Below are 24,430 nucleotides of genomic sequence, written 5' to 3'. Positions count from 1 at the left end.
GGGTAGTCGTCTTTAGCTTCAATTAGCATACGGACGGCGCGCTCTTTCATTTCGGGGGTATAGTTTCGTGTTTTCATTGTCGTATTCTCTCAGATAAATGAGTCTCTGACAATCCCGGGGCGGTTCAGATGTAAAGTGGTGTCCCCATAGCACATACTTGTTGGTCGGCACATAATCGATGCCATCTTTCATAGTATGGGCAGGCGTGGGGATTGAGTTATCTAGACCTAAAATGTGTTTTGCAAAGAATTTAGAATAAAATAAATAGCCACCAAGCATGGCTAAGACACCAAACAGTAAAACCACTGCACTGTTCATTTATCACTCCTTGAAAAGCCGAACGTTAGGATAGCCACTTAACAAGCACCATAACTTGTGGCACTTGGATTAGCTTACTTTTAACAGGCTAATAAAATAAAGGAAATTACTTTTTAAGAAGGCTGAATTCAATCTTATACTTTAAAGATTTGCAACAGCTTTCTTGCTCAATTATTACGCTAAGGATTTATTATACCGAATAAAAGGCTCGGTAAGACAGCTGACAATGGGTTTTATTCGCAATTGCCTCTCTAAATGATAGGCACATTAAAGGTGTGTTAATTATTAATTAATAGCGATTTGTGACCCTATAGTTTTGAAACACTTTAGGTGATTGGGAATTAATTGAGTTATATTAGAACTACTTATGACGATTATTAAGCGTATTGACGATCGTCATTTATTATCTATAGGTTATAAAAGGACTTAAAATGACCCATTATTTCGGATTTGAACCCACCAATAAATTATCAAATATGATCGAAGAGGCAGAATTAAAAATCTCTTCCAATAGTGATGAGGCCTATTATCCGCTTCGTAACAGCATCTCACATCAAATTGGCCTTGAGATTATTGATAACTTGCTGGTTAATTTAATTAGCGTGATTCCTGATGAAGAACGCAAAGCGAAAATGAAAGGCATCGTCAATAAGATTGAGAGCGCAACTGATACCATGCTCAACATCTTATTGGGTAAAGACAGCAATAAAGAGGTACTACCAAACTTTGATTATCTAAAGAACGAAACTTATTTTGAAGACCCCAATGGTATCATGCGTGTCGGCTTTAAACTTGATGAGGCGACAGCAAAAACCATCAATGAAGGTTTTGATTCAGTTACCGAAACGTCAGTAGATAAAGAAAAGCTGCAAGCAGCCCTCATGGCAATGAACCACGCCGTGGTTGACCATTTTATTACTCGCTTCTCTGAGACTTTACCACTTGGTATGTTCAAGCGTAAGTCTATCCCAGTTGCCAAGGCAGGCATTAATAAGGCACTAGAGGTGGCTATTAATAAGCTGTTTCCGCAATTACCCTTAGAGTCTTTAAATCGTTTGGTGGCGTTTTATAGACCTTTTATCATTGAAAAGCAGTAAATATTGATGGATAGCGTTAACAGGGTTGGCTCAAATTGGCTAATCCTGTTAAAATAGATCCTTTCAACAAAATAACTGCGTGTCCTTACTATGAGCCAAATCAGCAATCAAGAAATCGAGAAAACACTACGCAATTCAGAATGCTTAATCAGTAGCATTGAAGTGGCTGCTGCTTATGAGCGCCTGGCTGCTCAATTAAACCTACATTATGCAGGCCTAAACCCAATTGTTATGGTCGTTATGAATGGTGGCTTGATTCCAGCCGGTCAACTTCTGACCCACCTAACCTTCTACCATCGTATGCATTACATCCACGCAACTCGCTATCGTGACAACCAAGGTACCAATGAATTAATGTGGGCTTTTAAGCCAGACGTTAACATTGAAGGCGAGCATGTGCTTTTAATTGATGATATTTTTGATGAAGGCATCACGTTAAAGGCTATCGTACAAGAGCTGAAAAAAGAAAACCCAGCGTCAGTAGATTGCTGTGTGCTACTAAATAAGAAGCATGATCGCAAAGTAGAAGGCTTCAACGTAGATTTCGTTGGTTTGGATGTTGACGACCGCTATGTTTACGGCTGTGGTATGGATTTTCATGGTTATTTACGTCATCTTCCTGGCATCTATGCCATCAAAGAAGACAAACTGCCTTAATTGAAACACCCTATCAATTAACCAGTCTTTTAACTCAAAAGCACCTATATAGGTGCTTTTTTGTGCCGAAAACTTAGTCGCTTTAATATTTAATCAACAGCCGCCTTTTGCTCAAATTGTAAAGCAAGACCTGTATAGCGCTGCGTCGGCGTCTGCACCGCTTTTTGTAACGCACGTTTGGTACTAAAAATACTTACCTTTTTCTTAGCGCGGGTCACTGCAGTATAAATCAGCTCCTTGCTAAGCAGTCGGCTGTTGCTATTATCAAAGGTAACTGCAACATGATCAAATTCAGAGCCTTGCGACTTGTGAATAGTCATGGCATACGCGGTAGCAATCAGCTCATCATTAAGCAAATTGACCGCAATACCTTGGGTCTTATTCTCAAAAAACACCTCTAAACGGCCACCCTCACCTTTTTGCTGTGTCTGCAAACAAATACCAATATCTCCGTTAAATAGACCCAGCTCATAATTATTCTGTAACACCATAACCGGTCTACCATGAAACCAAGGACTTTTGCCCAAAGGCAGCTTAAGCTGCGTCATATGCCAGCGGGTCAGATAGTCATTGATATTATGATCTCCCCACTCCCCATTGTGTCCGGCAGTTAAGATACGAAATCGGTTAAACTCACTCATAAGCTCAGAAATAGTAAGGCTTACTGCTTCTGGCACGGATTTTGCTATGGGATGTTTTATTAGTTGATGGATTTTATTTAAATATGGAAGGTAGTTTTGGGACAGCTTTGACATGATTTTTTTATTGCTTAGGCTATTTATTAATTGATGATTAAAAACAGCCGTCTCTACATCGTCAGTCTCCCTATCAGTAGCATCACTGCCCAGTTGAATGTTAACGCTTTGGAACTGTAACGCCTCGTCATGGGTTAATAGCTGCCACACCTGCTGCATGTCCGTTGGTGTTGTATTAATCTGCGTGGCCAATTTACCAATACCCGAGTCGGCATGGAAGCGGCGGCTCTCTGTCAGCTGTGCATGAATGGGCTGCAATACATCAATACGGCATAAGTCCGCGAGCACTGCCCCGGCATCCACTGCGGCCAGCTGATTGGCATCACCTAATAAGATTAACCTTGCCCCTGGCTTAATGGCGCTCACTAAGTAATTGGCCAACTCTACACCGAGCATTGAGGCTTCATCGACAATAATGATGTCCTCCCCCAAAGGATTACCTGCATGATAGCGTGGTCTGCCATCTCTACCGATCCCCAGCAGACGGTGAATGGTCTTTGCTTCTTGCAGCTGCACCTCTACTTGAGCGTTGTCTAAAGCCGCTTGTAGTGATTCTTGCATACGCTGTGCCGCTTTACCCGTTGGTGCCGATAGAGCAAGCCCTGCGCTGTCTGTGCTAAATCTAATCGTAGCGCCCTCCCCTAATGCCTGCTGTGCATCGCTATTTGCCTGAGCCTGCTGTAAGGCAATCACAAGCTGTGCCACGGTATAGGTTTTTCCCGTACCGGGACCGCCCGTGATGATGCTAAAAGCGTTCTCATTAGCGACTCTAACTGCTTGTGCCTGCTGAGCATTGAGATTGTCAGGAATATGGATATCTAAGGGTTTTATTGGCTGATTTAAGATATTTTGTATGGTTTTAGCGAGGTTAAACTCAGCTTGCCAAGTACGATGCAGCCAGAAAGTTATTTTTTTGTCTGTCTCTAAGTGCTTGTCTAAATGATTGTTTGAATGATTGTTGTGCGGCTGATTACTTTGGTAAATGATGGGTGTTTGTTTTGAAATTGAGATATTTTTGCTTAGGCTATTTTCTTTGGCTAGCAGTGCCGATGACATCTGGGTAAATAAAGGGTGCTGATCTACATGTTGCATAAATTTGCTTAGGCTATTTATCAACCCTTTTTCACTTAACTCATCTGCCTTATTATCATTTTGCATTAACTCGTATAGCTGCTGAACCAACTTAAAACGCTCAACCAGCTGAGCTTTGCTGCTATTAGGTAGGCTTAACTGTAACCACAGCTCATTACCACGGGTCATCAAAATATTAAGTAGGTTAAAGATAGGATCACTGTCCTCAGAGTGCGCAAGCTCGCCTTGAGTATCCTCTTGCGACTGTGCGATAGCAGCCAAAGCCGCATCACTGTCAATCAGATCAAACAAAGGCCCTGCCAAACTTTGTAGAATATCGCGCTGCCACGCATAAAGCTTAGCTACCTTGCCCGCTACCCTGCCATGTAATGCCAGCTCAGTACTGTTTTGGCGCAGAGTTAATACAGTATGCCCCTCCTTCAACTGCTTAGCCAACACCATAAACAGCGATTTAAATAAATAACTGTCAGTCTCTACAAAGTTTGTTGACGTGTTGGTGTCACTTGGCTGTACATATGCCGCATACGTCTGAGCTCGGCGCTGTAAAATATAGTCACTAATGGTATCAGCCCAGCTCTCTTCAACGCGCATAGTTGCCGTATTGTTATTGGATTTCATTAAGTTATCAGACCTATTATTGGATGAAAGGTTTAAGGGTAATGGCTCAAAGGCTAAAAATAGATAATCAACTGTCAGCGATGCTACTGAGGCTTACCAAATAGCTTATCTAACGCTTTTACAAACTCAATGGGAATATCCCAAGTAACCAGTCCATAACGTGGGATGTAGTCCTCAGCGCGCTCTGTCATTGCTGGCGCATAAGTCCCCCGCAAAAATACATATTCAACAGGGCCCAAATACTTAGCCTCATTACCTGTATAATCGGCGATACGCATCGATAAAAAGCGATGCAGCGCCACTTGATAAATCGCGGCTTGTAGCCAATAGCCTGCTTTACTCATCGCTAATTTTAGGGTGGTTTCATCGTAATTGCTTAGGCTATTTCCTAAAAAGTTACTTTTATAATCAACCACATAAAATTTGCCTGCATGCTCATAAACCAAGTCAATCTCACCACGCAGATAACGATATAACTGGCTGCTACTTTGAGCTGTTAAGCGGATGTGTTTGTCAGGCTCATGGGGCAAATACCGCTCAAATAAGGTGTTAATTTGCTGCGCCTTAAAGGTTTCAGATAATCCCATATTAAAGCCCATCTCTGCAAAGCGCTGCTTGGGTGAGATGTCCACCAACCTCTGACCTGAAGCCAATAATGGCGTGTGCAAAACCTCATTAATCCAGCTCATTAATGCCTGATGCTGAAGCTCCCGCTCATCGATATGATAAGTCTTGTTATTCGCCCCTTGTCTGCTGGCTTCTAAAATGCGCTTTTGATGCGCCACACTGGCGTAGGCCAGGGGTAGCTGATAGCCACTGACCGCTCTGTCTATCACCGCAGGCCATTGCTCAGGATTGGTAAAATGTATCTTCTCAAAGATTTCATGCAAAAACGTACCCGCATTAGCGCCTTTGACAAAGCTAAAGCGAATGTCATCTACAGCTTTAATGGCTAGTCCGTGCTCCTGTATCTGGGCATTTAAAGCGCCATCTGCCTCGCTAATATCAATATATGTGGCATCATCGATACGCTCATCGACCACAGCCATCGCTTGTGTGGATTCATCTAATTGACGGGCAAGCGCGGTGAAGCTGGTCTTGGCCCAGCCATAAAAGTAATTGTCTCGCATCACATCAGAAAATTTATCGTATTTGATCGGCTCTAGACGCGGCTGAGTAAGGGTAGCCTGAGTACTGTCCGTTAAGTGATGAGTTTTGGCCTTAGTATCATTGTCTTGATAAAACTCATGCACTTTTTGTCCGCGTACCATGCCTATTGATCCTTTGAGTCTATCAGGTAGCTCAAACTTCGGCTCTGATGAATCAAACCAATAAAACACCGGCTTTAGATCAAACCCAGTCTTATCTTTTGGGTCTCGCAGCACCACATAAAGCAGCTCACTGGCACGGGTAAAGGCCACATACCCGAGGCGACGAAACTCCTCAAAATCTTCTTGGGTCTCGATATCTGTATAATAGCCTGGTGTGGTCGCTGAGTCTTTTACCGCTGAAAAACGGCGCTGATTACCAGAAGAGCCCTGTACCCTCTGTACCAAGGCATTAGGCGCTTGCTGAGCATTATACAAATACAGCCCATAGTCTTCTTTATTGCCCGACTTGCGGCTGGCACTGCCCATGCCAAGCACATAGACAATTGGGAACTCAAGCCCTTTAGATTTGTGAATGGTCATTAGCTGTACGCCAGATTCTGTCGGCAGTGGGTACTGCTTGGCCCAGTCACTGTTGGGTGCAGCGTCTATGTTTTGTCTAAACCACGCCAGCAGCTCATGTTCACCCATACCCATACCATACTGCGCCAAGATATCCATCACATGGCGCAAATCCATGATATGTCGATCGCCTTCAGGATGCGCCGCCAAAGCTTGCCAAACACCTTGCGGCTGAACACTGCTTTTATCTAGCAAATAGTGCATCGCTGATAAGATGCCAAAATTCTGCCAACGCTGAGCCGCTTCTTTAAGATAGCTGATGACATCTTGATAGCTTTTTTTGCCAGTATCCCCTTGGATACTACCGTTAGTGGCACTATTGGTATGAGCAGCTACTTTGACGGCTGCCTCATCGCTTTGAGCAACACCTGATTCATGGTCGGTCATCATCGCTTTGACCTCTTTGATGCTCAGCCCATACAGATGGCTGGTCAGTACGCGATTAATCATGTCGTGACGGTATGGATAGAGCATGGCGCTCAGTAAAGCAGCCACATCTTCGGCCATGATGGTCTCAAAGATACTCACGTCACTGGTGGTCAAAGTCGCTACATTTAACTTAACCAGCTCATCCTCTACCCGCTTTAAGTCTTTTTTGGCACGTGCCAGCACCCCGATGTCACTAGGCTGAATAGGTTTGCCTTTTAAGGTCTGGCCGCTGTTTAATAAAGCGGCAATATGGCGTGCTGTCACTTCATGCTCATCGTATTCAAGCTCTTTGTGATAAGGCAGATGCAAGACGCTGACAGGCTTAGCAGATAGCACGTCAGTAACTAAATCAACTTCTGTTGTTGCAGCGCTGCTTGATGTAGCGGCTTGATGACTGTCTAAGTCATTAAACCAGGACAACTGCTTCTCAAGCTTGGCTGCAGTAATGTGCTGATAATAAATGTGACTGCCGAGCTCAGCAAATTTGTTCTCGCTTGTCGTGGGCGTCGGCATACCAAACCAGCAGTTTAAGGCGTCAATGACCCCTTTGTTAGAGCGGCGGTTGATATCCAGTGTCCATAGACTACTTTTATCAAACTGGGCTTTCATATAATTATAGTTGGCAACATCGCCGCCGCGGAAGCCATAAATGGCTTGCTTTGGGTCGCCAACCAACAACAAAAACTCTTGATTAGACTTGGTATTAGTCGACTGCTTATCCTCATCGCCTGTCTGACTGCCTGAGTGCTGACGTTTATGGCTCGGCAGATAAATACTTTCAATCATAATGGCTTGCTCACCATTGATGTCTTGTGATTCATCAATAAGCGCAACCGGATAATGGTGGCGGATATAACGTGCCAGCTTCTCTCCCTGACGGCCGGTCAATGCCTGATTCAGACGTACCATTTGCAGGCTAAACGTCGTCTCGCCACGCTCTTCTAAAATGACCGGTAATCTGTCACGGACAGCCAGTACGATATGACGATTAAGCGTGGCCAACAATAGCAAAATATGCTGATTTAAACGATCCATCTTATCCATAATGGACATTAACTGGCAGATGGTTTCTAGCTCGAACAAGGCTTGATGCTGTTTTTCTTTATTCTTATTAAAGTTCTTTATTTTTCCGTCATCATTGGGGAACTGAGCATCTCTTAATGACCCCAATAGTTTTTTAGCATCTTCACTTAGGTAACTCTCAAAGCTCACGCCTTTGTCAGCGATTACCTCATGAATCTCAGTAATAAATTCAAACCGAGTCTGTAGACTAGATCGACCATTAAATCCTTGTGACTTTCGATAATCAGGATTTAAGTACGGCTGAATATCTGTCAAATCAAGCTTAGCAAAATCCTCTAGCAGCTGCTCCAAATCAGCGAAGTCAAAAGCCTCATTTAGCGCCACCTCATCAATAGGCGCAGAAATAAAGTTAAGCGAGCGGCTCACATAGGACTTATGATCACTAATATCGGTCAGCTTGCCTTGCTGCTCCATGAGTGCATATAGCTTAGGCTGCTCGTAATACAAACGGCTTTGAAACTGTCGCAGCTCATCATGAATAATACTGTCGGTCACCTGCTCAATCTGACTGTCTTCAATAATGGCCATACCTTGCTGATGACCTGTCTCACTGCTATATTCTGCCAGCCATTTTTGTGCCAGACTATCAAGCGTGCCCACAAACAGTTTATCAAGTGTGGTTAATACCAGTGCTGTGCGGCGAATGGCATCTGTCATCGGATAACTGTGTATATGATCCAGCAAGTAACCCACCAAGTGCAGGTTAATCGGGTCTTGCATGATGTCATCTAAACGGGCATTTTTTGCCTGCTCTACCAACCACTTAGCACGAATCTTCTTGGCAGTGGCTTTGTGCGCTGCTTCTCGCTGTTTGTCATGCGCTAAGTCTTGGTTAAGCTCATCGTCAGCAAGACTAGCATTAGCCGCTTTGTCTGCCTGTTTATCTGCCTGTCGTTGATCCCTACTGGCCTCAGGGGTGACCTGCAGGATATCTGGATATAAGTGCTCTTTATTGGCCAAATCTGCACTTAGGTTATTGACCCATTGCAGCAGTTGATAAAAATCCACCAAGCGATCATGAATACGCTGACGCATCTCAGCCGCTGCCGCTCGGGTAAAAGTGGTCGCTATAATTTGCTCAGGTGCACGCCGCGCCTCGATAAGTAGCCGCAGTACAATACCAGTTAAGGTCCAAGTCTTACCTGTGCCCGCTGACGCCTCGATAAGATGTCGACCGCTTAACGCCACATCAACAGCCGGTATCACCTCCTTGTTATGCTCCTGATGCGACTCATTGGGCACATCGCTGTCAGCATGCGCATACGAGGCTAAATCATCCACTAGCCCTTGTGCTTGGGTATCTAAGGTCGTGTTATCAGTGATGTCTGTCATAGGTAGATATACTTTTTTAATTATTGTCTATAGGATCAATATCGTAGCTTAATTACTCAATATGCCGGTCTAACTGGCTGATCTTATCCCTCTAGCCCATTAAGCGTGTCAAACATAGGCGAATACAAAGGCTGTGCCAAAGCCATCAAGGCAGTGGCTAGTGCGCTAAAGGCATCTTGATCGCGCAGAATATATTGCCAAATAGCATGCTGCGAGCAAGTGTCATAGACCGCATCTGACGTGTAGTTAGGGAACAGCCACTCTGAGAAATCACCTCGTTTTGGCCAATATTCAGCGCCCTCATCTTCTTGCGCTTTTAGGCAGTTATCCAAATAGCCAAGCGCATACTCTGGTAATAAGGTGAGCGGTATTTGACCAGATAGATTGGCAAAAATGGCCCACTTAACCAGCTCAATGACAGCATCCTCATAAACGATGGGGCCAAGCTTAAATGCTGTGGCTTTCTCAAGCTTTTTGGCCTTAGTGCCTGACTTATTAAAGCGCCAAATGCTCATACCATCATTTAATGCCGCCTGCTCAGCTGTGGTGCGTCTGGCAACCTGCCAATACAGGTGCGATAACCAAAACTTAAGCAGATGTCTGGGACTGGCAGAATTGGGCAGGATATTAAACCAGTGCTTAGGCGACTGCTCGGCATAAGAGATGCCTGCTTGTAGCTGCGCGCCTTTATCATTAACCTGTATGGGTACCACACCTTTGATCTTAATTGTTTGGGGTAAAAGGGCTAATAAAGATGCGCTCTGTTTTTGTGGAAACACACGTGTCAAATCTACTTGTACAGGATGCTCGATAGTGGGGCTAATAATCGGCAAGCCCACATCCGCCTCGTGAACTTCAATGCCGTTAGCGAGCAATTGCTCTTGAAAAGCTTGGCATTGCTGCTGCAGCTTTTGTTGTTGATTGGGTAAAGTGGTATGGCGTGCTACCCCAGCTGGCATGATTTTTTGATACATTAAAATTGGTGTGGCTTGAGCCGCTGATGTCTCTATACTTTGGGCGTTGTCTGAACCCATCGCTGGTGAAGCATTTGCCAATTGATGAATCAAATAGTCTTTGATCTGGTAGGTGCTGAGGCTATTCAAAAACAGCGGCTCTTGATGTGCCATCGCCTCCTCACCTTGAACCACATGCACCTCTTGTGCCCGTAAAAAGGCCTTGGCAGGATGGCGTACTTGATAGGCAAGTGCCCCTTCAACGTCAATCTCACCAATATCAAACAGCCGTTGGGCCAAGGCTTTATTATGCTCATTACCATTTAAATCAGCATCAATTGACAACAGATCAGTTAAGGCAGGCAAATTTTGATTGTCGATATCCCCCAATTGTCCCAAGCCAGATCCCAATAACTGAGCGATTGCTTCATAATGCGCTTTGTTAGGTAAGCTGACCAGCTGCGGATGTGCCTTAGAGTCTCGAGATTTTAAGGTATGAAATACCGCTTGCCATAGAGGGGCTGGTGGGAACTGACGCTGCTGCGCCAGTTTGGTTTTTTGCATCGCTTTATTTAATAGACCCTCTAAAGCGTCAAACTCAGACGGCTCATCATTAGCACCATTTAAGTCAGCTGAATTCTTTTGAGTTAAATCCTTTTTAGCGGAATCCTGTACTGCTATCTGCTGGGTGTCATTTTTATTGCTTAGGCTATTTTTTTGTAATGCAACACTGTTGTCTTCAACTGCCCTACCACTTTCTAGCGGTTGCTCAAATAAGCGCTTATCAAAGGGCAGTGCCGGATGCTCGGTCACCAGCCACTGTTTGACAAGCTTTGGTAAATGACGCTTTAAGCTCTCGGTAGTGGGGTCTACCACCTCTGACAAACTGTCGAGTGAATTGACTTGCCACTGCACCTCGCCTTGCAAGAATTGCAGCAGCTCGCTGACAGGGTTGGCCGGTAAATGCTCATGAGTATCGGTTAAACTTTGACCGTTATAAAATATCCAGCAGGCACTGCGCGCGCATAATAACGCATCTAAAAATGCACCATTGTCATCATCTTCACTCACTCTATCACCACGGCGTGATAGGGTCGCCTTCATCAAGTCATAGCGATTGTCACGGTCACGTGCGGGAAACTCAGAAAGATTCATATTGAGCATGACCACCAAATCAAAGGGCACATTTCTTAATGCCCCAAAACGGCCGAAGGTAATCACCCCTGTCGGCTCGGCACTCACCTGCTGACTCTCAAGCTCCGCCTCGATACTATCTAGCATAAAGCTGAGCTTCAAAGGTAGCTGCTCAACCCTTGCCAGCCTTTGCTCAACCTCTTGGTTATTGGTATTGTCACTACTGGCATAGTGTCGATAATGACGGTTGGCACGCAGGCTCGATTTAAAGCCGTTCATGGCATTATAAATGGCGCGCATACTGCGGGTTTGATCCACATCGCCAAAATAACGGTGAATCACTTGTCGCTCAATTTGATTCAGCCAATCCTCTGCCTTTAGCTTTTGTTTGTGATCATTACGTCTTGCCAGTAGCCCGCTATAAATGCGGCATAGGGCCTCAATAATTGGGGCATCATTGAGGCTCACTTCAGGCAATGGCAAGCTCATCTCAGCAATGGCTGTGCTTGGCCATTGATGCGCATCAAGCGGATACAAGCAATCGCTCATTTGTGCCTCTGGCATAATCAGCCCCAACGTTAACCTATCTAGCGCTTGGGCGAAACTAAAGCGGTAATCAAAGTCATTGCCGTCTAAGGTTTGCTTAAGATGCTGCTCATCAAAGCCTCTAATGAAGCCTGCCTCGACCAATAAATCACAGCCACGGCTCATCTGATCATGGGTCAAACCAAAGCTTTCATATAGCGGCGGTAGCATCAGCCAATCTAGCACCTCCGCGGCTTCAAAGCGGGCACTGTCACTGCCAAGCAGTTTATAAAACCCAATAATAGCCTCCCATAATTGGCGAATGGAGGCATCAACCACACCGGTGACTTTGGCCGGCAAGGTCAGCCCATCTTGACCCCTACCATTGACAAAGATTGAGCTAATCAGTGCATGATGGCGCTCCACATCGGGCAGCAGCACCACGATGTCAGAGATATGACGCTTTTTTGTACCCGGCGGCAGTGGCTCATTAAGCCAGCGTCCAATCATAATACGCAGCACCTCGAGCTGACGCTGCAAGCTGTGGCACGAATGAATACTGAGGCTATTATCTTGTGAGGATATTGACCACAGACGCTCTTTTTCAAAGCGTTTGTTCTCAAGTACCTCATCCTCATACCAGGCAGCAGCATTGGCATCATCAAAGCTTAACTCGATTTGCTCGCTAATAGCCTGTGACACTTTAACTGCTGTGGCTTGCTGGGTAGAGCGCTCATCAAGCATCAGCACATCATTTTGTAGCCGTCTTAATAAGCTGGGGCTGTTGTGAGGTTGATAAGAGGGGGCGTCATGTGCGTTATTATCACTATCAATATCTGCCTTAGCACCAAATTCATCGCTCAAGTCCCCAAACTCGCCATCTTCAAAATTATCTTGCCAATCCACAACGGCATCACCATGCAGCTCGTTACCGGATAAATTAGCAAGCATGGCAAAAGTATCACGAGACTGTTTACCCAGACGTGACAGCAAACTGTGCCCATAATCACGTAAAAACACACTCTCAGGGTTAATAATCTGCTGGCGCTGTAGCCACGACTTATCTACGATATCTGCCCAAAATAGCTTAGAGGGGTTGTAGTGCAGTAAGGTGATGTCCATGTAACGTGACAAACGCTGCAAAAAATCAAGCTCAGTCTGCGGTAGCTGCTGAATGGTAAAAATACGCAGTACTTTGGGCAACTGATCTTGCTCGCCCGCCTTATTGCTCTGTAATGCGTGCCAAAAGGTTTTTTCTAACTGGGCACGGTACTGATGCACATCAGCGAACAATTGCGACCACAGATAACGCTGAGCCGCTTCCAATTCTACATAATGCGCCACCAGCCATTCTGGAGTACCGCGTGCATATTGATCAAAGCGCAAAGACAACGTATCTTTTTCTGCAATCAACGCATCCACATCAAGCGGCTTATTAGCCGACCACAGACTTAACCAGTCCTCACGGTGGGTTAAATAGCGGTTAAACACCCGTGCCAAATCACTTGCCAGCTGCCAGATACGCGCATCTTGCTGTGCTTGGTCTGGCTCAACACCTTCTTGTGGCGCATCCATCAATGAGGACAACAATGGATATACCGGATGCTTATCATCCTCAATGATAGTGTGCTGATAATAGGTCAGATAGCCAAACAGACGCCACTGCATGACCGTGGGTGACAGCACTGCCACCTCAGGCACGTTAAGCACCGCCGCATCAGGATCAGATTGCAGCAGATAAGCATTATGCTGACTGAGTACATCTTGCATCAATGTCCACTGATATTGACCCCAGAACTTAGTCATCACAAGCGTACTGATACCAGCACGGCTGGCAATGGTTTTATCAAGCCAATCACCTAAGACCATTGACGGCACAATCACCACAAAGGGATCAAAAATAGACTGCTGCACTGATTGGTATTCGACCAGCAGTTCATCGACTAAGTTTTCGGTGCGATGTGATTGGATAATCTTGAACATAAGGAGGCAATCTTTTGTTAATGGAAGTTCAAATAAATACAGTCATAGCAAAGATACAACGCTCATATAAGCATAACCCATTATGACAAAAAGAAAACCATCAAACACCACTATAACGTCAACTACTGTCGCAAAGAGTTGACACCATTGTTATTGTTATTGTTATTGTTATTGTTATTGTTATTATGATTGTGATTTATATTCTGAATGTCGTCAGAATTACACAGCATTGCTACCTATAAAAACAGCGTAAATGTGCTGTTTGCTATAAATATAAATACAAGGTTAACTCCGACGATGTGTCGATGAGAGGAGGTTTGATTAACTCAATTATCACATGCTAAGGGTTTGCACTATCTATCCAAGAAAATGCTTCCAAAATTCGAGTCCATTGATCGTCAAAACTTGCTTCGAGCATCAACGGTTCGCCAGTAACAGGGTGAGTGAGCGATAAAGTCTGAGCATGTAACAGCATGCGCGTGCAATCATATTGAGTACGAAAAAATTTATTGTGGCGTCCGTCACCGTAGCTGGTGTCACCTATGATGTGATGGAACAAATGTCTCATGTGACGGCGTAGCTGATGTTTTCGCCCCGTCTCAGGTATTAAACGCATAAGACTATAGCGGCTAGTATCGTGCTTTTTTGATACTGCAAATGGCAGCTCAATCTGGGCTAAGCTCTGCCAGTGAGTGACCGCTTCTTGAGCAGGCTTGTCTAAGTTGGCAAACTTATCAGCGATGGCATCGGGCTTAAAGCTTAACGCATAATCAACGCTGCCCTGCTCTGTCATAAAGCCGCGCACCACCGCTAAATAGCATTTAGTAACCTTACGCTCAGTGAAAGCTTCGGTCAAGCTGCGTGCCACAGCAGCGCTCTTAGCAAACAACAATACGCCCGATGTTGGCCTGTCTAACCTATGTACGGGAAAGACATGGCAACCTACGGCATCACGGGTTAGTTGCATTGCAAATCGTGTCTCACCCTTATCAAGCCAACTGCGATGCACCAATAGACCCGCTTCTTTATTAATTGCGACCAGATGCTCATCTTCATAGATAATATCTATTTTATTGTCAATTTGGTTATCGGTGCCGCTTTCAATATCCATCTTTATCCGTCTTTTTTAGGCCTTAATTTTAGATAGGTCACCTTTAAGTCCTATCCTCATCTCAACTGTGTTTGCATAGCCTTTACTGTTCAGGCTCAGATTATAGTGCTTAGTTTCTGTAAAGCACTTTAACCACATGCCAACCAAATTTTGTTTTTACCAAATGCGGTGTCAACAGCTCGCCATTGAAGCAGACTTTATCAAATGCTGGTACCATTTGACCTTTTCTGAATTCACCTAAGTCGCCGCCCTTTTTACCTGATGGACAGGTTGAATGCTTCTTAGCCAGCACATCAAAATGTGCGCCCTTATTAAGCTTGGCAATAATCTCTTCAGCCAGCTCTTTGTCTTTTACTAAGATATGTAATGCGCTTGCCGTACGAGCCATAATGTACATCCTCCATAACTATCGATTATCGCGGCATTATAGCACTAGTGACTTTGGTTTTTAGTCCCACGGGTAGATCGTTGTTATTTTATTTACAAAATAATCTGATGGTTTTTAATCAGTAAGATACGCTGAGGCCTGCGGTTTATGTTTATCTATCAATGCCAAAAAAATGGGTAAAACGCTGGTTTTGTTATGATAAAATAGCTTTGTTTATGTGCCTATAGCTCAACAGGATAGAGCAGTTGCCTCCTAAGCGACCGATCGAGGTTCGAGTCCTCGTGGGCACACCAAATTACTATACCTTACTATACCATATTGCCCCGTATCCCTTATGATACGGGGCTTTTTGTTAACTTTAATAAACTTTATCGTACCATAAAGACCCCTTGCATACCGTCAATTTTACGGTAATATAAGCGGCATTACCGAAAATACCGTTAAAGGATACCGTAAAATAATGGCCAAAATTACTGCACCCCTTACAAATACTCAGGTTAAGCAGGCTAAAAATACCGATAAGCCTTATAAATTGTCAGACGGTGGCGGACTTTATCTATATATATCAAGTACCGGCACAAAATCTTGGCGCTTTGATTACACTAGGCCATTTACTAAAAAACGGGCCACGCTTACATTTGGTCAGTACCCTGAAATCTCGCTTGCCGGCGCGCGAACCATACGCGCCGAGTACAGGGCATTACTAGCAATTGACATTGATCCAGCTGACAAAATACGTGATGAGGCACGCCAACAACGCTTAAAACAAAATAACACTTTTGAGATTGTGGCTGCTGAGTATATCGAGCGCCAAACTCATCTATCGCAAGATACAATCGACCACAAAGCCAGATATGCTATGTATTTGAGCCAACACTTAGGCCGCATGCCTATTTCAGATATCAAACCAATTGACGTACTTGATGCATGTCGTAAAGTTGAAAAGCAAGGGTATCTTGAGACAGCAAAGAAAATGCGCTCGCTAGCAGGTCAGGTATTTAGATACGCAGTGCAGACGGCAAGATGTGAGCGTGATGTTACTCAAGACTTAAAAGGAGCTCTTAAGCCACCAGAAGTAAAGCATTATCCCGCAATTACCGACCCGGAAGAATTTGCTATATTGCTACGTGCGATTGACGACTATGACGGGATGTTTGAGACGCGTATCGCTATCAAAATAATCCCTCATCTTTTTGTTAGAAGTGGTGAGTTGCGCAATGCGCTATGGGAAGATTTCGACTTTGATGCCCGAACCTGGACATTCACACCGCGTAAAACTAAGCGCAAAACCGGCGTATCTCTGATCGTACCTCTATCTGACCAGGTTTATGATCTATTCAAACAATTAGAGCCGCATAAACGCAGCGATTTTGTATTTCCATCGCTACATTCAACAATACGGCCAATGAGCGAAAATACATTAGGTCAGGCTCTAAAGCGCCTGGGATTTAGTGGTGAACAGCATACGGTACACGGTTTTAGAGCATCAGCTAGAACAATGCTGGTTGAGCGACTCAAATACGATGAATCGTTAGTAGAAATGCAGCTTGGCCATAATGTGCGAGATATGCACGGTAGGGCCTACAATAGGACCATATTTTTAGATGAGAGGCGAGAAATGATGCAGACCTGGTCGAACTATCTAGATGAACTTAAAAGCTCAGTATAGCTTGTGACATGTCAGATAATGCCCACCCCACTTATAGAGTTGAAGGATCTTCTACCAATTTGTATTAAAAAGCCCTAACAGCTAGATAAGGTTTTTTTGAGCCTTGTTGGCGGGCTATAACGCTATAATATAATCAGATCTGTAACACTAACCCTCAACCCCATATCTTTATCGCTTATATATTATATTTACTAATATGTTATTATTAACATCCTAAAACGTTATAGATTTTTACTAATTTTACGTACTATGAAAATTGAGGTGCCTATGAAAAAACTAATCTCCACGCTTTTTGTTTCCTTTATTACCCTAGTCGGAAATTCTTACGCGACAGCCTGCGATGAGCTCAAAGCAGTCAATGTTCAGTTCGCTAAGGGCAAGAGCTCGTCGAACTATAAGGGTCAAATTACAGGTACACAGTATTACTCATACCACTTCATAGCAAAAAAAGGACAGAAATTAAAGGTCAAAATCGATGGGGGGAATGTCGACGCCTACTTGTTCAATGATAGATTAAAGGATTCAGTCTATATGAGCAAATATTCTCCAGAATTAGACACTGATGGAGCTTACACCCTCCCTTACTCTGGAGAGTATGAGCTTCGAGTGCTTCAGCCTCGTTCTCAGGCAAGATTAGGAAAGACTCCAAAATACAATCTTCAAATATCTATCAAATAAAGAATCCCTGAGGCTTATTAAGCACCAAGGTAAAGAATTCTTCATGTTATCTCTTATAGGGATAGTAGTTTTATATCCAAGCTTATTAATTATATCAATGGTTATTGAGCCTTACGTTAAAGATTTCACCCTACCGACTGTAATTTTAATTGAATCGATTATTATTGTTCCTATCTTACAAATAATCGCATTACCTTTGGCTCATAATTTTATCATCAGTCGCCGTAAAACCACCCACTTCAAGAGATAGATATAAGGCGACTTAACCGCTATAATCAATCATCTATTAAATCAAACCATCTACAAAAAACAGCTAAGACAAGTATAAATTGCGAGTACGCAGTGTTTTGGCTGGTAGATGGTATTCCACACACACTTTCAAACTAGCTCGTGTCAACAGACAATCTTAACGGTAGGGTTAGTTTGAAATAAGAATCTTAGATGCAAGGTGTGAATTGCAAGGCGGTAGCCACCTCTAAGATTTGCGGTCAGGCTTGACCGTCTAGTTGTAGGGATCCCGTCACTTTAGGGAGGGGAGGAAGTCAATAAACGGATTACCGGCCTTTAATAATTACAATCGAAATGTGTTTAAGTATAATTAAGCCCTTCTAGGTCGACCTAGAAGGGCTTTTTTAACGAAATAGGAGTAATGATGCCAAAAATCAGCGTAGCATTAGGCATGACCCTTTTAGTAGTGGGAAATATTTTTGCAGTTTTTTCAGACGCACTAATAAAAGACTTGCCAGCTGAAACAGCGTTATATCAATTTATTCTTTTTAGGCAATTAACCGCTGTCGCTATGCTTTTACCTCTTTGTTTGGTTAACAAAAAACAGAATTTGTTTGATGAGATAAAATGGCATTTTGTTCGCAGTCATATTTGGTTAGTTGGTGTGGTATTCATGGTAATATCCCTTCAATCCCTCCCCCTGGCAACTGCAAATGCTATTTTTTACGCAGCACCGCTTCTTATGTTACCAATAGGCTTTTTGTTATATAAGGATAACTTAAACCCTTCAACGATTATTGTATCTATCCTGGGTTTTATCGGCATTTTGATTATTGTTCAACCTAAGCAAATCAACATAGGCGCAATATTTGCGCTTTTAGTAGCGGCCACAATTGCTATAAATAATCTTTTAGTAAGAAAACTACCTCAAAACCATACCGTTTATCAAACTTTATTATTGACTAATCTAGTAGGAATACCTGCTGCCTTAGTATTAGCTTTATGGGAAAACAGCCCGTTTAGCTGGGAGTCGCTTACTATAGCAGCTTTATCAAATGTTTTTATTTTAATTTATGCCGGAATATGTGTAGAAGTATACAAAAACATCGAAGCTCACAAAGTTTCTAGTGCTGAATATTCCGGATTACTAGTCGCAGTAATTGTAGGCATTATATGGTTTAATGAAGTACCAAATTTAAGCTTGCTGGTTGGAGGAACTTTAATTGTTGTCCCTTTAATTTGGCTAGCAAACGCTGAAAGAGTAAAGTATAGAAATTTGAATTAGCAATTCCCTACTTAGCTTTTGCAAAAGGAGTGAGTTTCTTCACTAAAACTCACTCCCTCTAATATGAATATGCTGTTTTGTAGTTCAATCTACCACTGAATTAAATGATCTAACGCTAAATTATTATTTGGCTGTATGCCAAAAATAGAGTCCATCAAACTTTCATCAGCCGACGCATTTTCAAACACCTTCTCATCTTTGATTACTTTAAACAGCTTATCAAATGCCGCATTAATACGCGCACGCTCGTCACCCTCAGGGTAAGCTTTATGTACGCCATCGTATAAATCATTGTTAGCACCATAGCTCAAGTAATCATTACGGCGTCCTTGTGCCTCTAGGCTATCCTCAAGATATGCCTGGAATGCTCTTGCCGCCATTTCTCTTGTTGAAGACCAATACGGCTTGGCACGTGTTCCATCAAGGGATACCGAATTTGCTTTAAACTTAGACGATATAGGGCCGGTTTCAAGAACGACCTCTTGTCCTGACTTATCTTGATTGTAGTATGCAGCCGCCACTTTTCGCCATGCTGTTTGCTGCGCCGACTTCTATTAGCCTTCCCGTATATACTGTCAATCGCTCTTACAGCGCCGCTGGCATTGCCTGCATCTAAGATTAATTTTGTCGTCCTATTGAGCTTGTCAGGATTAATATTTAATTTTGCCAGCTCAATATCTTTTTCTGTAATCTTAAACACTTCAGGTGTATAAGTATCACCAATAAACATAGCATCTTGCAAGTCTTTAAAAGCCTTTGATATTTTATAATTACTAGCAAGGCTTGGTTTTTCCGTTAAATAATTACCTGCTCCAACAGCTTCTTCATTACCTAGCACTTCACCTAGAATGTTATCGATAGCATGAAACCATTCATGGCCAAGCGAGCCACCACCACGCATTTTAGTTAAGTTGATGACGCGCTGAACTGGCTCATAATGAGCAAGCGCTCCTCCTCTACCACGCGCGCCAAAAGCCATTGCCAACCTGCCGTTAAACCCAAGCGCTTTATGGTCAATACCGATAATATCTGACAAATCAAACATTGCTGCTGCCGTATTTTTTACATGAAACTCAGCGCTAGATTTTTCTTTTAAAATCCAATCTCCTGATTGAATGTCTCTGAAGCCAAATTCATTCTTAAGCTCTTTGGTAGAGTTGATCGCAACTTCTTTACCGCCCTTGCGCTCAATTTTTTCAGCAACAATCAATTCGAAGGTTGTTTTTTTCTTACCTTTTTTGCCACCACTTCCAGTCTTGCTGCTATCTGTAATAGTCAGCCCCCAGTCGTTATATTTACCATCTATGGCTAGATTTAGGTGTTTAACAAAGGCTGATGAAGTACGCTCAATAATTGCCCAAAATCTCTCACCAAGAGCTACCCATTGCTGAATATTCCTATTTGTAGTTAATGTCTCAAATGCCCCTATTGCATTGATAGCTTTTAAAGCAATATTGTACTCTTTCCACCTTTTAAACTTATTAGCATCTACAATGCCTTTGCCAATGTAGCTACCACTAAACTGGCGTTCGGGGTATTTTTCTGTAGCCCAGCTCATTACCCACTTTTGTGTATTGTATTCAATAGGGTTTACGCCCTCTTCCTTAGCCATTTTAGCAAGTCCAGCAATCGCTTCTTTGTATAACGCCTCACTCTCTTCTTCCATCTCAGTTCTTAATGCATCTTGCTCTGAGGATAGAGTTTTGTACTTATCTGCGACGTCTGTGCTAAGCATTGAGCCACCAAGTTCACCTGCGATAGCAACAAGTTCATTGTACAAATCACGAGGCGTGACACACTTACTAATGCGTGCTTTTAACGTATCAATACCTGATACATAAGCTTTACGCATCATCTGTTTTTGGTCGGCCACACCAAGCTCATCTGCTAATCTTGCAAATGCAAGTAATTGATCTTGATTGTAGCTTATGTTTCTACGACCAGCATAAGAGTTTTTAGCAAATTCAACTAAGTCCCAATGAGGTTCTGTTGCCACAGACGCCAATACCTTTTGAATTAAAAAAGCGGTACCAGGCTCAATACCATTATCTTTTAACTCATTGTAGTCAACCTGACCCATAATATTTGATTTTTTAATTAGGGACTCAGCAAGCAGCGCATCAGTTTCAATTTCTGACCAATCAATATCCTTAACCTTTACAGCCACCCCATCTTTGGCTAACTCTTTTATTCGGTTACTTGCCAGCTCTTTTTTACTGCCAGCAATATAACCTGTATCAGCATACCGATAGTTATCATCATTAGGGTTGTCGCTATACTCAGAATTAGAAGGCTCTAATTCTTGCACTTCTAGCGTATCTAGTAAAATTTCATATGCTTTATTACTGCCAACATTCTCAGCATATGAAACATCATCAAAAGCTGTACTATCGTTGACATCATTATTACTGTGTGATGTAATAGTTAAAAGCTCGTCACAACGCCTCAAGCTGGGCTGATTGTCTAAATCAGACTTGTTCAGCCAATGAGGAAGGTGTGACGGGTTTTCTTCGCTATACATTCCGTCTAGCTGCCTTGAAGTCAAATTGTATGCAGCGTGGTCACCCATCTCCCTTTCTGCTACTTTGATTCTTGCATGGTAATCTTTACTTGCTACTGTAATGATTTTGCTAAATTCATAAAAAGCTATCAAACTGTCTGAGCGTTCTTTATTAGCAGGCTCTCTTGCGCCTATTTTTCCTTCTAGTAGAATTTGTGGAATACGAGGTGTAGCTAAAGCAATTGGCTCACGCTTGGCCTGCCATGTCATTTTATTTTTAGATTTGCTATTCAAAACAACCAATCCAAGAGTCGTCTTAACCGCCCTACCAGACAGGTATTTTTTAAAAAAATGCATTGCGGATTTTTTATGATCACTGTTGTTTTGTTCGAGTAACTCTTGAAATTTATTATCCGCTTTTTTAATGTCCCATGATGTAATGGCATCATAAGCCGCACCTATACTAGCTCTATTATCTTTTGGGCTGCTTGTATCGTCGATATCACTTAACACGCCAAGCTTAACAAGCTCGTTACGAACAAGGGTTGATACTTCTAGCTTATCTTCTACGCTAGTTGCTGAATGTAATTTCTTTAGGGCTGTTTGAAGCGGTACCAAGCGGTCAATATCAATAATCATAAAAATAATTTCCTAATATATGATGAATATGTAATATTGTTGCAGATAGCATTGCTCATGGCGTGCTATGTTCCTAATTTCAAACTCCCTAAAAGGAATCTAATCATGCAATTAGTAGCAAAACTTTGTAAAGTAGGATTCATTAGTTGTTTTTGGCTAGCTAGTATGCCGGCTATGGCGACAGAATGTTCTGATATCTTATATGGGTATGATGAGGAAAATGAATGCGAGACTCTTATGCAGTCAGAAATGTATTTACAAAGCACATTAGGAGAGCTTGCTGATAAAGGCATGCTTACAGACAGTTTAATTCAGAAGCAATCACATTGGATAGAGTCAAGAAATACCGAATGTAAAAACGACATTCAGTGCACATATGAGAAGAACTTTAGCAGGGCTGATGAATTGAGGATAAAAGCTAAAATAGCTCTTGGCGGTTGATATATCTAAAAATAAAAAGGGTCGCAACACCTATAGGCATTGCGACCCCATTAACACAAAGCTACTGCATTATCAGGCAGTCTTAAAGTATGGCTGCGCACCCCGATATCAATATATCTTCATCAGTTTGATTGGTCAGAGTTGAAATTAACCGCCGACATAATTTTTAATAACTTTTGCCAATTCGCGAGCTACCAACCATTTTTTGCTGTGGTATATAGCAAGCTCTTTGGGGTTTGATATGAAAAATAACTCTAATATGATACCGCCATTGCGCACATATCCTAAACGCGAATGTTGGCCACTACCTTCAGCTTTATATCCACCTCGATTGCCACGAATTGGAATACCCATAACGTCAGCAACCGCCTTACAAAGCTTACGACAAATGCTTTCATCCTTCGGCTGTGCAAGGGCTTCGACACCTTGAGCAGTGGGCAAATAAAATGAATTGGTATGAATTTCAACTGCTAGTTTACTGCCACGAATCAGCTTGATGGCCTCTTTAAGTGCTTGGTTTTTGCTGCCCTCACCATCCGTACGAACGACTAGCCCATCACGTTCAAGATAAAATGCAATCATGTTTCTCATATCAGTTGCAATTTGAGCTTCTGTAATTTGTCCATTGACGGCACCAGAGTCTCCTCCACCGTGGCCAGCTGTAATAGTCACTACTGTCATAAATTAACCCCTATCGATATTTTAAGCCTAGACGTCTTACTGATTTTTCTAAGGCGCTTTGTGGTAGTAAATAAACCAAATAAAATGCTATGGCTGCGAGTTCAGGCCCCATAATCCATCGGGTTTGGCACCAGCCAGCCCTTGCAGACTCTTGATATTTTCTCTAATTTTTGCTGTCATTTTCTCTAAATTCTCTTATCTTACTTTTAAGCTTATTAAACCTTTTGGTGCTACCTGCTATATCTAGCATCAACACAGCCATTGATAAGACAAGCAGTGCCCTCGCTAAAATTGTATGTTTTGAAGGCACAAACACCGTACTACCAACATCAGCCCACAAAAGCCCCAGCCATATAAATGCGTAAAGCACTATCAAAGTCGAAGTTGATTTGCGGTTAGTGCAATATCTGCCACTAAACATAACAACTGCGCACATGAACAATCCAAGGTACGGTGTTATATTATTAATGACTTGCAAGTTGATGATGATTAGATGTTCCATCTCTATCCTTTATCTCCATTTCCCTTAGTGAAGATGTTGGCCAGCCATGACACCCTGCTAATTAAGAGCTTACGTACTGAGTCTTGGAGTTCTTTATCACGCTTTAAGTCACCTAAGTTGTTGATAAGTACCACACCTGAAAATGACATAACCAATGCTGTCATCAGCATAACTTCAATCGGTGGGCTTGCAGCATCGGTAAGCGCTGGCAATAAAACGAACGCTCCAATAATCCCACTAAAAAACCCGCCAGCAAGATGAAACATTTGTTGCAATACAGAAGGTCGCTGCTCCATATCACTTGTATAAATATCAGTAAGTAAAGAGGCCACTGAGCCAACCATGCTCAATAGCAATACAGCAAAAAAGAACACCCAGATTGGGATATTTAGATACAAGAAAGTGCGGGTTTGATTGAGTTGATCCGTAAAAGCCACTGCACTAGCAGACGCACTAAATATACTTGCTACCGAGCTATAGTCAATCCAAAATAAAATTGGTACAACCCATATTATGAAATAGTTTAGGTAGATTATTCTCCATCCATCCTTGGCGTAGAAATTTAGCCTGTGCCCATTTTTTCTCAATAGGGTTTAAATCGG

The 24,430-nt window shown here is 42.8% G+C and carries 16 protein-coding genes, 1 tRNA gene and 1 pseudogene; 7 read left to right on the top strand and 11 right to left on the bottom strand.

Annotated elements, in window-relative coordinates; translation table 11 throughout:
- Nucleotides 1–126: 126 nt before the first annotated feature.
- A pseudogene (locus JMX92_RS11540) lies at nt 127–318 on the bottom strand (carbon starvation CstA family protein); the annotation flags it as partial.
- Between the two features lie 431 nt (nt 319–749).
- Between JMX92_RS11540 and JMX92_RS11535 the strand changes: the two are divergent.
- The gene (locus tag JMX92_RS11535) at nt 750–1,415 is read left to right on the top strand and encodes a hypothetical protein (protein WP_110816569.1); all 666 of its coding nucleotides are present in this window, start codon (nt 750–752) and stop codon (nt 1,413–1,415) included.
- Nucleotides 1,416–1,505: 90 nt separating this feature from the next.
- The gene (locus JMX92_RS11530) at nt 1,506–2,072 is read left to right on the top strand and encodes a hypoxanthine-guanine phosphoribosyltransferase (RefSeq protein WP_011960466.1); all 567 of its coding nucleotides are present in this window, start codon (nt 1,506–1,508) and stop codon (nt 2,070–2,072) included.
- An 89-nt stretch (nt 2,073–2,161) separates the two neighbouring features.
- On the opposite strand, the gene recD is transcribed toward JMX92_RS11530, so the two are convergent.
- The 5 genes from recD to ppiC all read right to left on the bottom strand — a co-directional run bounded on the left by recD (nt 2,162) and on the right by ppiC (nt 15,205).
- Entirely contained in the window at nt 2,162–4,537 is a 2,376-nt protein-coding gene (gene recD, locus JMX92_RS11525; RefSeq protein WP_201545744.1) for an exodeoxyribonuclease V subunit alpha, read from the bottom strand.
- An 83-nt stretch (nt 4,538–4,620) separates the two neighbouring features.
- Nucleotides 4,621–9,111 (bottom strand): UvrD-helicase domain-containing protein, encoded by a 4,491-nt coding sequence (locus JMX92_RS11520; RefSeq protein ID WP_201545741.1) that lies wholly within the window; start codon nt 9,109–9,111, stop codon nt 4,621–4,623.
- An 83-nt stretch (nt 9,112–9,194) separates the two neighbouring features.
- Nucleotides 9,195–13,706: an exodeoxyribonuclease V subunit gamma gene (locus JMX92_RS11515; RefSeq protein WP_201545738.1), complete on the bottom strand. Its 4,512-nt coding sequence runs from the start codon at nt 13,704–13,706 to the stop codon at nt 9,195–9,197.
- Nucleotides 13,707–14,046: 340 nt separating this feature from the next.
- On the bottom strand, nt 14,047–14,817 hold the full coding sequence (gene truC, locus JMX92_RS11510; RefSeq protein ID WP_201545735.1) for a tRNA pseudouridine(65) synthase TruC: 771 nt from the start codon (nt 14,815–14,817) through the stop codon (nt 14,047–14,049).
- Nucleotides 14,818–14,926: 109 nt separating this feature from the next.
- Nucleotides 14,927–15,205 carry a peptidylprolyl isomerase PpiC gene (ppiC, locus tag JMX92_RS11505; protein ID WP_011960471.1) on the bottom strand — a complete coding sequence of 93 codons (279 nt, stop codon included), beginning with the start codon at nt 15,203–15,205 and terminating at the stop codon, nt 14,927–14,929.
- A 217-nt stretch (nt 15,206–15,422) separates the two neighbouring features.
- On the opposite strand from ppiC, the gene JMX92_RS11500 reads away from it, so the two are divergent.
- From JMX92_RS11500 to JMX92_RS11485, 4 genes are all read left to right on the top strand, one after another.
- Nucleotides 15,423–15,498: transfer RNA gene (locus JMX92_RS11500), tRNA-Arg, on the top strand.
- 167 nt (nt 15,499–15,665) lie between these two features.
- On the top strand, nt 15,666–16,874 hold the full coding sequence (locus JMX92_RS11495; RefSeq protein WP_201545732.1) for a tyrosine-type recombinase/integrase: 1,209 nt from the start codon (nt 15,666–15,668) through the stop codon (nt 16,872–16,874).
- A 255-nt stretch (nt 16,875–17,129) separates the two neighbouring features.
- Entirely contained in the window at nt 17,130–17,552 is a 423-nt protein-coding gene (locus JMX92_RS11490; RefSeq protein ID WP_201545750.1) for a hypothetical protein, read from the top strand.
- A gap of 652 nt (nt 17,553–18,204) precedes the next feature.
- A complete protein-coding gene (locus JMX92_RS11485; protein WP_201545729.1) occupies nt 18,205–19,065 on the top strand; it encodes a DMT family transporter in 861 nt (286 codons plus the stop codon).
- An 89-nt stretch (nt 19,066–19,154) separates the two neighbouring features.
- On the opposite strand, the gene JMX92_RS13565 is transcribed toward JMX92_RS11485, so the two are convergent.
- The gene (locus tag JMX92_RS13565; RefSeq protein ID WP_227675363.1) at nt 19,155–19,445 is read right to left on the bottom strand and encodes an LPD1 domain-containing protein; all 291 of its coding nucleotides are present in this window, start codon (nt 19,443–19,445) and stop codon (nt 19,155–19,157) included.
- Nucleotides 19,403–22,204, bottom strand: coding sequence for a hypothetical protein (locus JMX92_RS11480; RefSeq protein ID WP_227675362.1), 2,802 nt, complete (start codon nt 22,202–22,204; stop codon nt 19,403–19,405). The genes JMX92_RS13565 and JMX92_RS11480 overlap by 43 nt, the downstream gene beginning before the upstream one ends.
- Before the next feature lie 105 nt (nt 22,205–22,309).
- On the opposite strand from JMX92_RS11480, the gene JMX92_RS11470 reads away from it, so the two are divergent.
- On the top strand, nt 22,310–22,645 hold the full coding sequence (locus JMX92_RS11470; protein ID WP_201545726.1) for a hypothetical protein: 336 nt from the start codon (nt 22,310–22,312) through the stop codon (nt 22,643–22,645).
- 147 nt (nt 22,646–22,792) lie between these two features.
- Here the strand turns inward: JMX92_RS11470 and JMX92_RS11465 are convergent, their stop codons facing one another.
- From JMX92_RS11465 to JMX92_RS11455, 3 genes are all read right to left on the bottom strand, one after another.
- Nucleotides 22,793–23,326 (bottom strand): N-acetylmuramoyl-L-alanine amidase, encoded by a 534-nt coding sequence (locus JMX92_RS11465; RefSeq protein ID WP_201545723.1) that lies wholly within the window; start codon nt 23,324–23,326, stop codon nt 22,793–22,795.
- Between the two features lie 163 nt (nt 23,327–23,489).
- Nucleotides 23,490–23,828: a hypothetical protein gene (locus JMX92_RS11460; protein WP_201545720.1), complete on the bottom strand. Its 339-nt coding sequence runs from the start codon at nt 23,826–23,828 to the stop codon at nt 23,490–23,492.
- A gap of 2 nt (nt 23,829–23,830) precedes the next feature.
- Nucleotides 23,831–24,265, bottom strand: coding sequence for a hypothetical protein (locus tag JMX92_RS11455; protein ID WP_227675361.1), 435 nt, complete (start codon nt 24,263–24,265; stop codon nt 23,831–23,833).
- Between the last annotated feature and the right edge of the window lie 165 nt (nt 24,266–24,430).

The sequence above is a fragment of the Psychrobacter sp. H7-1 genome (assembly GCF_904846585.1).
In the GTDB taxonomy this organism is placed as follows: domain Bacteria; phylum Pseudomonadota; class Gammaproteobacteria; order Pseudomonadales; family Moraxellaceae; genus Psychrobacter; species Psychrobacter raelei.
Note: the sequence above shows the minus strand (reverse complement) of the source record. Positions and strands in the feature narration are given on the sequence as shown.